The 14,758-nt window shown below is 34.3% G+C and carries 14 protein-coding genes and 2 pseudogenes; 6 read left to right on the top strand and 10 right to left on the bottom strand.

The window, feature by feature from the left end:
* Positions 1-57: 57 nt before the first annotated feature.
* A complete protein-coding gene (locus JMM81_RS07785; RefSeq protein WP_256240991.1) occupies positions 58-933 on the bottom strand; it encodes a glycosyltransferase in 876 nt (291 codons plus the stop codon).
* 144 nt (positions 934-1,077) lie between these two features.
* Complete coding sequence (locus tag JMM81_RS07780) at positions 1,078-1,719, bottom strand: hypothetical protein (protein ID WP_256240990.1); 642 nt, start codon at positions 1,717-1,719, stop codon at positions 1,078-1,080.
* Between the two features lie 233 nt (positions 1,720-1,952).
* Between JMM81_RS07780 and JMM81_RS07775 the strand changes: the two genes are divergently transcribed.
* Both JMM81_RS07775 and JMM81_RS07770 read left to right on the top strand, forming a co-directional pair.
* On the top strand, positions 1,953-3,377 hold the full coding sequence (locus JMM81_RS07775; protein ID WP_256240989.1) for a hypothetical protein: 1,425 nt from the start codon (positions 1,953-1,955) through the stop codon (positions 3,375-3,377).
* A 73-nt stretch (positions 3,378-3,450) separates the two neighbouring features.
* Positions 3,451-4,035: a M67 family metallopeptidase gene (locus JMM81_RS07770; protein WP_256240988.1), complete on the top strand. Its 585-nt coding sequence runs from the start codon at positions 3,451-3,453 to the stop codon at positions 4,033-4,035.
* Between the two features lie 234 nt (positions 4,036-4,269).
* Here the strand turns inward: JMM81_RS07770 and JMM81_RS07765 are convergent, their stop codons facing one another.
* Together JMM81_RS07765 and JMM81_RS07760 are read right to left on the bottom strand one after the other, a co-directional pair.
* Positions 4,270-4,497 (bottom strand): metal-sensing transcriptional repressor, encoded by a 228-nt coding sequence (locus tag JMM81_RS07765; RefSeq protein WP_256241097.1) that lies wholly within the window; start codon positions 4,495-4,497, stop codon positions 4,270-4,272.
* Positions 4,498-4,977: 480 nt separating this feature from the next.
* Positions 4,978-5,500, bottom strand: a pseudogene (locus JMM81_RS07760) (transposase); the annotation flags it as partial.
* A gap of 326 nt (positions 5,501-5,826) precedes the next feature.
* Here JMM81_RS07760 and JMM81_RS07755 point away from each other — a divergent pair.
* A pseudogene (locus JMM81_RS07755) lies at positions 5,827-7,047 on the top strand (IS110 family RNA-guided transposase).
* Between the two features lie 250 nt (positions 7,048-7,297).
* Here JMM81_RS07755 and JMM81_RS23020 read toward each other — a convergent pair.
* From JMM81_RS23020 to JMM81_RS07740, 5 genes are all read right to left on the bottom strand, one after another.
* The gene (locus JMM81_RS23020) at positions 7,298-7,564 is read right to left on the bottom strand and encodes a transposase (RefSeq protein WP_483862174.1); all 267 of its coding nucleotides are present in this window, start codon (positions 7,562-7,564) and stop codon (positions 7,298-7,300) included.
* Positions 7,557-7,709 (bottom strand): transposase, encoded by a 153-nt coding sequence (locus tag JMM81_RS23015; protein ID WP_375162360.1) that lies wholly within the window; start codon positions 7,707-7,709, stop codon positions 7,557-7,559. The genes JMM81_RS23020 and JMM81_RS23015 overlap by 8 nt, the downstream gene beginning before the upstream one ends.
* Before the next feature lie 116 nt (positions 7,710-7,825).
* Positions 7,826-8,002 carry a hypothetical protein gene (locus JMM81_RS07750; RefSeq protein WP_256240987.1) on the bottom strand — a complete coding sequence of 59 codons (177 nt, stop codon included), beginning with the start codon at positions 8,000-8,002 and terminating at the stop codon, positions 7,826-7,828.
* Positions 8,003-8,336: 334 nt separating this feature from the next.
* Complete coding sequence (locus tag JMM81_RS07745) at positions 8,337-9,041, bottom strand: hypothetical protein (protein WP_256240986.1); 705 nt, start codon at positions 9,039-9,041, stop codon at positions 8,337-8,339.
* 641 nt (positions 9,042-9,682) lie between these two features.
* Positions 9,683-9,916: a sulfurtransferase TusA family protein gene (locus JMM81_RS07740; RefSeq protein ID WP_309143483.1), complete on the bottom strand. Its 234-nt coding sequence runs from the start codon at positions 9,914-9,916 to the stop codon at positions 9,683-9,685.
* A 395-nt stretch (positions 9,917-10,311) separates the two neighbouring features.
* On the opposite strand from JMM81_RS07740, the gene JMM81_RS07735 reads away from it, so the two are divergent.
* Both JMM81_RS07735 and JMM81_RS07730 read left to right on the top strand, forming a co-directional pair.
* On the top strand, positions 10,312-11,655 hold the full coding sequence (locus JMM81_RS07735; protein WP_256240983.1) for an N-acetylmuramoyl-L-alanine amidase: 1,344 nt from the start codon (positions 10,312-10,314) through the stop codon (positions 11,653-11,655).
* A gap of 114 nt (positions 11,656-11,769) precedes the next feature.
* Positions 11,770-13,056: a S8 family peptidase gene (locus JMM81_RS07730; protein WP_256240982.1), complete on the top strand. Its 1,287-nt coding sequence runs from the start codon at positions 11,770-11,772 to the stop codon at positions 13,054-13,056.
* A gap of 17 nt (positions 13,057-13,073) precedes the next feature.
* Here the strand turns inward: JMM81_RS07730 and JMM81_RS07725 are convergent, their stop codons facing one another.
* Positions 13,074-13,199: a hypothetical protein gene (locus tag JMM81_RS07725; protein ID WP_256240981.1), complete on the bottom strand. Its 126-nt coding sequence runs from the start codon at positions 13,197-13,199 to the stop codon at positions 13,074-13,076.
* 773 nt (positions 13,200-13,972) lie between these two features.
* Between JMM81_RS07725 and JMM81_RS07720 the strand changes: the two genes are divergently transcribed.
* Positions 13,973-14,656: a DUF421 domain-containing protein gene (locus JMM81_RS07720; protein ID WP_256240980.1), complete on the top strand. Its 684-nt coding sequence runs from the start codon at positions 13,973-13,975 to the stop codon at positions 14,654-14,656.
* Positions 14,657-14,758 lie beyond the last annotated feature (102 nt).

The following is a 14,758-nucleotide window of genomic DNA, read 5'->3' as shown; positions in this document are numbered from 1 at the left end:
ATTATTAGTTTAGTCTGATATTAGAATTCATGAAGGTTAACAAATATTAGGACAAACTTAAAAGTCAATTTGAAACTTCTTAAAGTACCAATTATCATCATATTTCCGTTTTTGAAAATAGTATTCTCTTTTGCTCAACACTTCATCATAAAGAACTTGTTTTTGAATATGATCGATATTTCCACGGATCAATTTTTTACATTTATTAATGCGGATTGGAGTAAAATGTAAATAGGCCATTCTTAATAAATTATAATAAAAATCTTCATGGGGAACTTTGTACGGATGCGCTTTCCTAAATAAATGAAGTATTTTGACATTTGGTTGGACATGACAGCGATAACCGAAAAGCCATAGCTTAATCGAGAGCTCTACATCTTCTAGGCCCCATGTTTTAAAACCAGTCTCAAATCCCCCAACATCATCAAAAGTCTTTTTTTTTATAGCAAAGCATCCTCCCGGTACTACAGCTGTTTCGAATAACTCACCATGTTTCTGACCCCATATCGTTCGAAGATTGGATTTTAGGGTTTGACCAAATCCTGTAAAATCAGTGTTTCCTATCGCTCCAATTGCAGGGGTTACCACATCTGTTTTCTCCGAAAGTAACGGCTGTATCAATTGATCCATCCACCCATCCTCGAATTCTAAATGCGCATCACAAAAAATGAGGTAATCTCCCTCCGCATGATCAGCCCCTAAATTTCTAGCATTTGCAGCACCAATTCCCGTTGATTCGATCAGTTTCACTTGACTTTTATAATGATAAGCAGATAGAAAATCGCAACAATTGTCATCAGAACCATCGTTAACTACAATTACTTCAAAGTTGACAGTTGTTTTTACTGAAAATAATGAATCAAGAGTTGTTCGCATATGTTCTCCTTCATTTTTAACCGGAAAGATAATTGAAATCAAACGACTCACAATCATATAGGATGTCTCTCCTTTTTTATAACTCCCCACCCTTCTAATTCCATACTGGGGGATTTTTTTAAAAACAATCCTTTTCCATGACAATCCGAATGACTATTCTAAATAAACATCTATTTTAAATTCTTAAATTATTTAACCAAGTTAATATACAGGAAAAAGATGTTCTTCAAGCTCCTTGAACGTTAGATTGTCAGTTATATAACTGCAAATGAGTGAATAATTAAAATGAATGGCAAAAAGATTTCGGTAAACATCCCTCGTCATCCCCTGCAAATGCACAGAAGGTTCTAATACATAGGCTTTAACTGCTGTATCCCCGTTTTCATATTGGCAAATGGCTTTTTCAATACCATCAATGATGATGTACTTACTTAAAATGGGCGGATAAAAAACAGCAATGATCGATTGTTTCGTTTTCCGATTTGTGGATTCAGAAGTGTTTAAGGAACTGTGTTTATGCTGCTGAATGGATGTTTTAATATGTTCCATTGGTAAAGAGGTTAGAGGAATGTTACTTTGTTTAACAATATACCTTAACTTTGGAATATTCCATCTAATCGTATAATATTCATCAGAACCTACAGGGATTTTTTGCTGAAAATGACGATCTTCTGTTAAAAAATAAGGTGCTTGTAATGATTGTTTTAATAGCTGTTTATAGTAAGTGAACGTTTTTTCTAAATCGGCTGGCAGCTCTTTGACGATGGACATTCCATTACTTTCCACCAATTTTTTCATATAATCAAATGTTAAAAATTGATCAAGCTTGTAGATATTTTCCAATCATAACACCTCGACGTTTTATTAAATATTCTCCCTCAATTTATGCAAAAATTTAAATGGATATGTCACAAACAAGCACTTGAATCTAAAATATTGATTATTTACTGCCTTTATTGTTTCACATCGAACGAAAACCATCATATATATTTATTAGGTGATATCTCTATAAAGGGGGGTAAAAAATGGTCGGTGATATTATTCCATTTAAATCAAAAGTTGAATCAGATATCCTTATGATTGAAAATAAACTTTTTACCTCCAAAAATGAAATTCAAAAATTGAAAAACCATTTAAGGATTTATAGCCATGAAAAAATTCAATTTACAAATCAAATTAAAAAAATCAATAATACTGCTAAAGTATTAAATCCACCTATGGAAGTAAAAGAAATTAGAACAGATTCAACTAGTTACGAAAAACGATTACAACTAGAGCAGTCATTAAATGAAATTTATTTCAAAATGAAAAGTTTCTTAGCAAATGAAAATAAACTGAAACAAGAGATAAAGAAAAAAGATGAGAACATAAAACATTTAAACAACATGAAAAATAGCTACCTACAAGAAATGGCGGACTATAAATACACTATCCAGTTATATGAAAGAAGCACAAAGCATCTTTCTCAAGCTCTTAAAGAAAGTAAACAGATGATCAAAGATACTATAATGGAAGCAGAAAGAAAATCACAAGACACCGTTAATTCTTTTGAGAAGAATCAGTTACAATTCAAAAACAAAATAGAAAAACAAGAACAGTCTCTTCTAAAGTATCATCAACTTGAAGTAATCTTACATCAAAAGCTCCAGGATAAAAATCAATATATTCACTCGTTGAAACAAGAAGTAAACGAATTAAAGGAACACATAGAAGAACAAAACCGGAGAATTAGATCAAAAGATCAAGAAATTCAACAGCTGAGCCAAAGTTTGATTGAATTAAAGGATCAAAAGCCTAAGCAAGAACGGAAAGAAATGTATACGATAAAGAAAGGGAGTTGGCTTAGCATGGCCTGGCATTTATGGAATAACGATAATGAAATGCAATATCTTGAAAAAATTGAACAATTAAACAGTACTATTAAGGACTTACAACAAGGATTAAAATATTACGAAAGTTTATTAGAGAAAATGAATGACCATTTTCAACAATATGAAGAAGATAAAATGAAGTATATCCATCAGGTAAAAGAAATGAATGACCATTTACAAATTCATAAGGATAATGAAAATGAATATCTAAACAAAATAGAGAAACTGAAAAGTGAACTTAATGATTACAAAGAGCAAGATAACACTTTAAAAAAACAAAACGAAGAAATGGAAAAAACGATAAAAGAAATGAAACAACGAGAAGAAGAGCATAAATCACAACTTGAAAAAATGAAACTCAAAAGTATCGAACAAACACAGCAATTAAAGGGAACCATCCAAAGTTTTCAAGAAAAAGAAAAGCAATATGGTGAACAAATCCAGCTTGCATCCAACTATCCTAAAAGAAGATCGAAAAACAAACAAGTAAGACCTAATGATAGGAAACAAATAAATAAACACCAACAGCCTAGTTTTCAACAACAACAAAACGATTCCAGATATGAAAAGTTAAAGCAATATTATCCTCAAGTACAGTCACAACGTTCAATTTTTAACCCATTTAAATAAGTTTGAAAGCTTTATATTAAAAATAATGTGGAGTGATAAAAAATGATGACATCTAGACAAATGAAGGAAATATTTGGAAAATCAAAAAGTGTTCCTGCAGGAAATAGGAAAACCGCAAAATCAAAAATTCAGGCAAAAAAAATCCAACAGCCCACAACTGCAAAAGTCGAACAAAAGAAAAAATATTTATCCGACACACCCAGCAAAACACAACGCAGAAAATGTTGCGGCCGCTAGGTCCAACAAAACTAGTAAAGATCACGTTTATATAAAAAAATCAGTGTTAGATACAATGATTAACCATTGTCAACAAGAAGTACCTTATGAAGCATGCGGATTGCTTTCAGGTTTGAAAGGAAAAAACGAGTCATTATGGAAAATGAAAAACATTGAACGATCTCCTACTACTTTTGCCATGGACATTAAGCAAATGTCCCAAGTATTCCAATCGATGAAACAGCAAGGAGAGGAGTTAACAGGAATCTATCATTCCCATCCAACCGCTCCCCCTTACCCGTCCAGAAATGATATCGTCAATGTCCATTATCCAAATACAGCCTATTTTATTGTGTCCTTGTCATTTGGAAAGCCTAATGTGAAATGTTTTCGTATTAAAAATTCTTTAGTAATCCCTCTTAAAATCATCGTGCTGGATTAAGCCACTTTACGGGCAGTATAACCCAAACGCTACACCACTAGAATGTAGAGTAAGCAATATAAAAGAGTGGAGATAACTGCCCTCCTCCCAATTGACCAAAAATACGCCTATTTACACTTTTTTCTTTCTTCATATTATTTTTAATTAATACATACGGAATTCGTTTAATCTCAAAGATTAGATGTATTAAAAAATGATCTAATCCTCTAAGGATAAGTTAGTTGCTGAATTGACCTATCGACTCTTAATCAAAAGTTCTACCGCTTCTTTAACAAGATGTTCCGCATCTTCTCCTTTTATTACACTTTCACAGATTATTACACTTTCACAGACACATTGTTCTAAATTGGTGCTGAGAATCACTTCCATTGACCGGTCTATTGCATTACGAGCAACTGATAATTGGTTAACGACTTCACGGCAATCTTTTCCCTGCTCCCTCATTCCAATAACCCCTTTAATTTATCCTTCTATCCTCTTTAAACGATTAATCACCTTTTTATCGTATTCCACTATTCTTCAACCTTTCTATAAGGAAATGATCATATTCATTTAAATGTTTTCAACGCTTATAACGATGATTATATCTAATAGTTTGTTACCTGAACATGAACAGCACTTAAATTCATTTTTGCATCTTACATTATACCATATTGGGTATAATTTCAAATGTGACTGGCTTAAAAGAATCATGATTTAAAGCTGTATAAATAATATTTAACATAGACAGCCTTTATTCATTTTTTGCCTTAAACTGGATCAGACCCATTGCTTTCACACTTTAAAGTACCTTACCGAGGGCCACCTTGAAAATTCTCATTGAAAAAAGGCAAAACTAAACCAGCTAATAGTTTGTCAATATTTTTCAATAAAACTTAAAATATCTCACGCTATACTAAATTTATGCATACGAAAAAACGTTTTGGGTCGTTTAGTTATATTTTAAAACCAGGCTAGATCTTGGAAAGTCGATTTGCTTTTTAAAAGTGCATATATCCAATGTAAAAGTTTATTAGCACAAGCTTCACAGCTACTTTAAAGGGTTTTCCTTCTTCACATTTCTTTTCATAAAACCCTCGTAATCGCTTGTTACGAGGGATAATTTCATCTATCGGTTTCTTCTTGCATAGTCACGAATGGCACATTTAACAGCCATATTCAAGGCGTATCGTATTCTACTAGTACCTCCTTTGGTAATACCTTTGAATGTACCAGATTCAAAAATACTCGGATCAATTCCGGCAAATACAACTAATTTTTTAGGGTGATTAAACCGATCAATTTCTCCAATCTTAGAAATAATCGTGGCAGCGATTGTTTCGCTGATTCCGGGTATGGATTGGATAATCTTATATTCTTCAATACTTTTTGCTAAAGGATCTATCTCATCTTCAAGCCTTGATAGATGTTTTTTATATTCTAGATGCATATTAATATACATATGAAGCAGTTGCCGAAGAAGATGAAGAACAAAAGGCTATATTTGAAGACCGTAATAGTTTTTCAAAGACAGATAAAGATTCAACTTTTATGAGGATGAAATTCAAAAACATACTAACATTAGTAGCACAGACCACGGCCATGGTTTGTGCTACTATTTTTTTATAGTAGAAGTGAGGGAAGGTCGAACAGCTCCTGGGACCAAAGAAGAGTCCGTATTAAAAACCGACCGACTTCACACCCTTATATGAATCAGTTTAGTATGTTGGATCCAAGAGATCGTGTAAAAGAAAATGGAATCGATAAGGTATTGTGAAGACTTCTATGATTGGCCAAAAGGAGAAGAGGAAATTGAAACATGTTGTGGCATTTGATGTCAGTATGGGGAAAAGTACGATGGTAATTTATAATCGATATCGTCAATGTGAATATGAAGGAGAAATACTACATAATCGTTCGTCTTTTAAAGTACTTCATGAAACACTACAATCGTTAACAGATAAAGATGGTCAAGCACCGGAAATAGTTTTCGAGGCAACAGGCGTGTATTCCCAGGGGTTAGAGCGATTCTTTAAAGATAAAGGCTATAAATATTGTCGCATCAATCCACTTGAAGCGAATTTACAAATGGCTTCGATGCGTAGACAAAAGACCGATAAAGGTGATGCACATGAGTTGGCGAAATCACATTTTCGAGTGGAACGTGAACCAACATATCAAGAACAAGATTATTACCATCAAATGCGTGCACTTTCTCGTTATTATGATGAATTAGATAGTGAAATCACCCATCTTTTCAGTCGCATGCATTCCATTTTACAGCTTAGTTTCCCTGAGTTAGAGCGCTTATTTTCCACCCGTTCAGCCTTATTTTTAAATATTGTCCAATTGTATCCTCATCCAGAAGAGGTGTTAGCTTGTTCAAAGACGGTTGTTCGAAATCGATTAAAGGCAAATACTAGGAAAAATTTATCCTTAAAGCGAGCTGAGGAAAAAGGCATGGCATTACTAGAAGCAGCGAAAGATTCATATCCAGCGATTTCGAGTGATGATATACGTTGTGAGCAGGTATGAGATTATGCCAAGCGCATTGCCGATTTAAAAGAGAAAAAAGGACAGTTAGTGAATCAAATGGTGGATCTTTCAAAGGAATGAGTTGAATATCAAGTATTCCTTTCATTTCCTGGTATTGGAGAAGCAACAGCGGTTCGTTTAATTGGTGAAATAGGCGATATTCGCCGTTTTAAAAGTCATAAGCAGCTTAACGCCTATGTAGGCATTGATGTAATGCGATACCAATCTGGGAATACACTTTACAAGGACAAGATCAATAAACGTGGGAATAACAAGCTTAGGAAGATTTTATTTTATATGATTCAAACGATGATTACACTTCGCCAAAAGACAAACAACCATATCGTAGATTATTATGACAAATTAAAAACGCAACCTCAGAGAAAGCCTCACAAAGTTGCGTCTATTGCTTGTATGAATAAGTTCTTGAAAGTGGCATTTCACCTAATCATACATCACAAAACCTATAATTATGAAACAGCTTCAACCTGTTCATAATTATTTACTATCACTATATCATATTTGGCCTTGCGAAAAAAATGAAAATTCGTTAGGTCTTTTTGGCATGCGTGAATTTCTTTTGAAACAGAGGGAGGTACCTCCCTCTGTTTCAAAAGAAATTCATTACTTAGAATAAACCTAATGAAAAACACTTGACTGGAGGTAAGAAGGGGCTGTCTGATAAGTCCTTAAAATAAAGCAGGTGGAGAAAAATGAATCATTTTTCTCCACCTGCTTTTCTATTTTTTCAATTTTTCTCCGTAAGTAGTTGGCGGATGCCTGCTACTTTCAGTATGTTGTGGGCTAGTGCCACTATTCCAAACTCAACATGGACTTTGTGGAGTTCCCTCAAGGAAAACCTGCGGAACGACCGATTGCCCTTGATATGACCGAACGCACTTTCTAATTCGACTTTGCATTGAGCGTTGATTACGGCTTTTTCCTCACATTCAAGGGCTGTTTTTGCCTTCGCTTTCATTTCTTCGAAGACGGTAATTTCAGTGAACTTAGCGATTTCCTTTCGCTTTTGTGCACTTCACTTTCAAGGGGCAACCTGAACAATCTTCACATTCATAAATTTTGAAGTTTTGTTCATAACCAGACTTGTTCTTTTTATTTTGGTACTTTCTAAACGTAACCTTCCTTCCATTCGGGCAAATAAAACAATCATCTTCTTGTTCCTTATAGGTCCAATTTTTTGCGTTTTTGAGGTCCTTTTTGTATTTGCGCGTTTGTTCTTGTATATAGGATCATAAGGTATTAGAAAATCAAATCGTTACTCATCTGGAACGGCCTCAACCATTTCATCCACTACACTTGAGGCATGATATTCTGGTATGAGTGCTTCAATATCAAAAATAACTTGAATTTGACGGTTGTCATATGGTTTAAAAGTTGGAGCTAATTGTCTTTTAGGGGGCTTTTTTTCCTCTATTTCTGGAAGAATTGTCATTTGCGTGATATAGATTGCTCATTAAAAATCGTCCTTGCTGGAATGTTGTATGGTAACTTCATTTTACTAGATAGGCCGACTTTTTTGTGCAACTTTTTAATAAAGAATAAAAAGAGGTTCCAGAAATGTAAGTAAACAGACTCTCTGGACAGCCCCTTCTTATAAATTCCTATTTATATTGTCAACAGCATATAGGCACACTTTTATTAATGTGTACTTCTATAGGTGCATTTTACTTATATTTTCCTTTTTCAAACAGATGAGAATTCTTTTTTCTTTCTCCTATTCTATTATCGTTTCTTTTTAAATACGACTTTATACTCTCAGTCAGCCGTTAACATACATTTGGCGGTGCTGGAAGAAAAATAGTGGAAGGAATACCATTAGAGTCACAACGATCAACTACATCACATATATCGCCATGTTTATCTACAATAACTGGTCGAACAACAACAAAAGAAGTGCGGAGTATAATTTTAAATAAAATACCTGTGACTGGAGCTCCTTCACCAACAACTACTGGTACCCCTGGTTGAACAAAGATTCCTTCTACTTCGAGAGGAGTTTCCTGTACTAAATCCTCAGGACACGCTCCTGGGCAGTCAGTATGTGCCTGAAAAGGAAGACTCGTTGTAAGAGTTACAGTGTCACCAGTTGTAAGTGTTATTGTAATAGTTACAGGAACAGTCCCAATGTTAACAACTTTGTCTTTGATAACTCTAACATTTTGAGTAATTCCAGCTGTATTTGGTACAACATTTACAGCGCAAATATCGTCAAGATCCTCTATACCAAAAGCAGTAAGTGGAAGTGTTAGTTCTGCAACCTTTTGTACCTTCTCTGAACATACTACTGAATTAACTAGGGTACAGTCACTATTTAATGGCTTAGCTTCCTTACGTTCAGGAGCTTTAAATTTACAGTTACAAAATGAATCATGAGACCCACAACCTTTACAGAAATTGTTAAATTTTTTATTATCTCCTGACTTAACAAACTTTACAGAATTATGAGTCACTTTATGATTTGAAGATGACATACATAACAACCCTTTCTTAATTATTATTTATTTTTCTATATCAATTTATTAATTAAAAAGATAGTTGCTTGTGTAATAACCTAATTTATTTAATTATTTCTAATTTTATTAAAGTACTTACTTTGTTTTATCAAGATTCAAAACAATTTTGAGTTATTCAGTTTGGATGTATAACACTTTGCTTTTTTATAAATCTAACTTCTTTTATTCGAAAACATTGATATATCAACGAGTTATAAAATCCTGCATAATTGATCATTAGCACACAACTCATTACGAACAGTCCCTGTCACTGTTTATAATGATTCATCGTTTTTCCTCCCTCTATAAATGTTGATTTACCAACGGTTTAACTCGTTGGTGGGGTGTCAAAAATTTTTTTCGACACGTTTCCTAACAATATTTTTATGTTATGTGAAACTATTCCAACATATGGGTACGCTACGCGGTCACTACTGGGTAAAGATGGTAAGTAGTCCTAAGAAATTATGCGATGCACAATGGATCTCTGCGTAACTTATGATGACATCCCCCCTTTTTAATCAATTTTGATGTTGTCACTTAACATAAAAAGGGCATTCGTGTTTGAATGCCCTTTTTATTCGAATTTAGCAGATGCGTATCACCCACATGATCTAATGTTATTTCTTTTGGATCCAGAATTTAAGGACTGGACCCTTTTGTTCAGTTTTTAAGATGGTGTGGCCAGCATTTTTTGACCAGGCAAACAGATCATTTAATGTGCCTCGGCCTGTTGCATGAAGTTCTAATATTTGATTGCTCTCGATTGACTCCATACCTTTTTTCAATTTCACAATCGGCATTGGACATGTCAATCCAGTAACATCTACATCTACAACTTCATCTACTACTATATCAGTTTCGTCTTTTATGATCGTTTTCCCTAAATCGTTCGCTGTTGTTTCAACATCTGTATGGAGGTTGCTACCAAATACAGTGAAGTACGTTTTCCAGCCTCCATTTACCCCTATCAGGATCCCCTATTATTCTTCAATTTGTAATAATTTATGGGGGCTAAAGAGAAAATTCAATATATCGTTTTCTCTTTGATTCCTTATCCAGTAACCAAAATGCCCACAATCATCTATTGAAGTTCCAGTGAAATTTACACAAAGACCCTTTTTGAAAGTGAAAGAGAATTTTTCGTATTCTAAGCAGCTTTACCCTAATAGTTGGTATGTCCAATCAAAATCTAAGGTTTTCCATACTATGTAATTTGTAAGATATTTTAATAGAATGGAGGATATGTATGAAACTCTATTTAGATCCAGGTCACGGTGGAACAGATCCAGGTGCACAAGGTAATGGACTAAGGGAAAAAGATATTACTTTAGATATCGCGCTTAAAATACGCGCTATCTTACTAAATGGTTATGAAAATGTTGAAGTAAGAATGAGCCGTACTAGCGATAGCAGCAAAAGCTTAAGTCAACGGACAAATGAAGCTAATTCTTGGGGTGCCGACTATTATTTGTCCATTCATTGTAATGCGTATAATGGCTCTGCACAAGGGTACGAGGACTATATCCATAGCGGTCTATCTGACTCTTCTACAACAGCGAAATATCAAGATTTAATTCATACAGAAGTAATGAAAGTCAATCAGCTAAGAGACCGCGGACAGAAAAAGTCAAATTTCCATGTTCTACGTGAGTCTAATATGCCAGCACTACTAACGGAAAATGGATTTATTGACAATGCCCATGATGCTGCTTTGATGAAAGAGTCTTCATGGCGTCAACAAGTAGCACAAGGTCATGTAAATGGATTAGTGCAAGCATTTAATCTTAGGCGCAAACCAGATGATTCTACAACAGTTTATAAGGTAATAGCCGGATCATTTAAGTCGAAAGATAATGCAGAAGAGAGAGCATCTTATTTGCACTCAAAGGGCATTGAATCTTTTATTGATACCCCTTCTATTTCTGGACAAGTATGGTATCGAGTACAAGCTGGGGCCTTTTCAAATCGTGAAAATGCGGAGAAACGGTTGGATGAAGTTAAAAAGGCTGGAATTGGAGATGCTTATATCCTTACTGAAAATGTCAGTTCGGATCAAGTAAAACCTTCTGGGTATTCTATACTTGGTCAGACCTTTTTGTCACCGGATCATATGAATCTAGTTGTTAAAGTCTTCAATCCTGATGCTATAGAGTTAGGAATTTATTATCTCACCTTTGGAGAATATTACGGGATTAGAGGAGATGTAGCCTTTGCCCAAGCAATGCTTGAAACAGACTACCTTCGATTTACTGGAGTCGTGCAGCCTGCACAAAATAACTTTTGTGGATTAGGAGCAACAGGCCCTGATAATCCGGGGGCAAGCTTTGATACACCAAGAGAAGGTGTGCTAGCCCATATTCAACATTTATACGCTTATGCGACAACGAATCCCTTACCTAATCAATACCCTTTAGTTGATCCTCGTTTTGACTACGTACAAAGAGGTTCTGCGACAACATGGATTGGATTAAATGGGAAATGGGCTGTTCCAGGTGATACCTACGGTCAATCTATTTTAAATATGTATGGAAGAATGATTAATACGACTATGCAAAATCTAGAAAATATCCTTAAAGAGATTAATACTTAAGTATATTCTCTAGTTTTTTGCTCTTTTTCTACTGTTTTGTACGGTTTAATCAATCACTTTCTTAAACATTTCCATATGTTATCGTGTAAGGAATTTTAAGAGAGGTGAATAGTAATGTTAAGTTACTCTGGTATTCAGCTGGCCCGACGTATGGGACATAAACTTGATCATAGCATGCGTCAAGAATTAGTCAAAGCTTATTACCCTTTTCGGTCTGTTCCATGTTTTTTACATCGCACTTTTGAATATATGCGAAGGAAAAAAAAGAACTTACCCTTAATCATTGAATTTGAAGAGGATTGTTTTGATCTTGGTATACAAGATGTAAAGAATACGAAATGCCGCACTTTAAATGAGTTTCGATCCATTTCATGTTGCTCCACAAAATTATCCATCGAAAAAATAGAACATTTACTTGAAAACTGTAACCACATTAAAAAAATCTATTATGATAGAAAAGTAACAGCGCTCCTTGATACAGCTACCCCAGCGATTAATTCCCATCAATTACAAGAAAATGATTTAACAGGAAAAGATGTAACTATTGCGATTGTTGATACAGGTATCCATCCACATCAAGATGTACAAGGACGGATTAAAGGGTTTAGGGATTTTATTAATAATAGAACAGCCCCGTATGATGATAATGGACATGGTACCCATTGTGCAGGAGACGCCGCAGGTAATGGATCGGCATCTAATGGAAAATATCAAGGACCAGCATCTGAGGCAAACTTAGTAGGGGTTAAAGTTCTAGACAAAATGGGATCAGGTTCCCTTTCTACCGTCATATCAGGTGTTGAATGGTGTATTCAAAATCAATCACAGTTAGGTATAAATATCCTTTCTTTATCACTTGGTTCTACTGCAATGCAACCTTCCAAAGACGATCCAGTGGTGAAAGCTGTTGAAAAGGCATGGGATAATGGTATGGTAGTTTGTGTAGCCGCAGGTAATGAAGGTCCATCTTCGCAAACGATTGCCAGCCCTGGGATAAGCCCAAAGGTAGTTACAGTAGGAGCTGCAGATGATAGAAATACAATGAATCGTTCTGATGATATGGTCGCATATTTTTCAAGTCGAGGTCCAACCGTTGATGGGCTAATGAAACCAGATCTTGTAACACCCGGTGTAAATATTATTTCATTACGTTCCCCACGTTCTTTTCTAGATAAAACAAATCCATCAGCACGTGTTGATATAAATTATTTTTCTTTATCTGGTACCTCAATGGCCACACCTATATGTGCAGGTGTAGTTGCACAGTTGTTACAAAAAGAGCTAAATCTGTCCCCTGACCAAGTAAAAGAACAACTTATTAGTGCATGTGAAGATTTGGGACAAGCCCCTAATGTTCAAGGACATGGTTATTTAGACTCTTCAAATTTAATAAGTGAATAATGATTACAAGCAACACATTATACTAGAGTGTAACGAGGAACTGATTGGTAATGAATAGGGGTTAAGAACATGTTTTGATGAAGATCCTCTTTATTTAATACTTTTTCTGTTACCTCTTTTGAAGACCAAACATTCACCGTCATCAACTTACCCCATAAGGTATATTTTTTGATAAAAAATTTATCTAAAATGAATCGTGATATCCCTATCATTCACAAACCGTTTTTCTTTTCCCTTTGTATGAAGCAAACCACTTCATTCCTCTTTCAAATAGGATGTTGTTATTTGTTTTACACCCTTTGCTGGTAAAAAACGCTGGATGAGAACAAAAGCGATAAGAGCGAGTAGCACATAATTGATATAATCCATGAAGTATTGCCTCCTGTATGTTATTTATTGTTTTTATAATACCCATATTGGTATTATAAAAACAATAACAATTAGGGATGTCAATCTTTTTATTCATTACAAACACCCCTGTCACTATTCATAATAAAAAACACATAATAATATATGCTTCAAATTTTCCAGTAAAATCCAAATATAATAAATGATTTTTTTGTCAATAATAACTCTAGTGTTTATTCATTTAACACTAAACTTCAATGTGGAGGGATACACTGTGAATATTCTTTTTCGCTTCTTCCCAACCTTATTTACTATGATGATGAAAACCGTATTCTTAATGAGGAAAATGACTTATAAGTTAGATCGTTTATTAAGAATACCATCTTTGAATGAAGCATTCAGTATTCGATAAGTATGTCTAATTCACATTGTTGTAGGTAAAAGGCAAGCACAAAATCGTGCTTGCCTTTTACTATTAAAAAGAAATTCTCCAATTTTAGGATATTTTTAGTAGACTTTACTAATATTAGCTTTAGAATGAATTTCAGTTAGAAAGGCGTATTCTTTTATGCTCATTTTCTTAGGTCAACTCATACTGTTGTTTAGTATTTATATTCTTGGAATTCGTTTTCTTGGTAGATCAGCATTAGCACAAATAACACCACACGATTTTGGCGCTATTATATACCTAGCCTATATTTCCTTTGGACCACTTAAGATTGATACAATTTCGAAAGCTTTAATTGGGATCATCGTTGTTATATCTCTTCATTTAGTCATCGGTAGACTAACACTGGTTAATAAAATAAATCGTTTCATTATTGGGGAACCTATTATTTTAATCAAACATGGAAAACTCATTCCGTCACACTTAAAGAAGGCTAGGTATCCTTTGATCGAATTATTGGCTGCACTTCGCTCATCAGGATACCCTGAGATTCAAGATATCCACTATGCTATATTGGAGTCTAATGGTGGAGTAAGTATATTACCTAAAAGAGAAGTAGCTCCTATCACACCACATGATTTAAAAGTGGAAATCCCATATGATGAAATACCTATATCTGTTATTGTAGAAGGAAGAATTCAAGAGAAGAATTTAAAGCTTTTACATAAGGATAAAGTATGGCTCAAAACCGAATTGGAGAAAAAGGGATATAGGCAATTAAAAGACATCTTTTTTGCCACTGTTTCAGATAAAAAACATCGTTTAAATGTTTATCTTAAAGACACTGTTAAAGAAGATTGTTAATAAAACAAAGATTGCTTACTTTTGTTTTCTCTCCCCTTTCAACGGAAAAAAGATTCTTTTTATCCTTCTACTCAATAATGGTTTAATCTATGACTTTTCTTT

This window comes from Bacillus sp. V3B, from assembly GCF_024494465.1.
Taxonomy (GTDB): Bacteria; Bacillota; Bacilli; order Bacillales; family Cytobacillaceae; genus Bacillus_BD.
The sequence above is the reverse complement of the archived record's forward strand: the minus strand, read 5'-3'. Positions and strand labels throughout refer to the sequence as shown.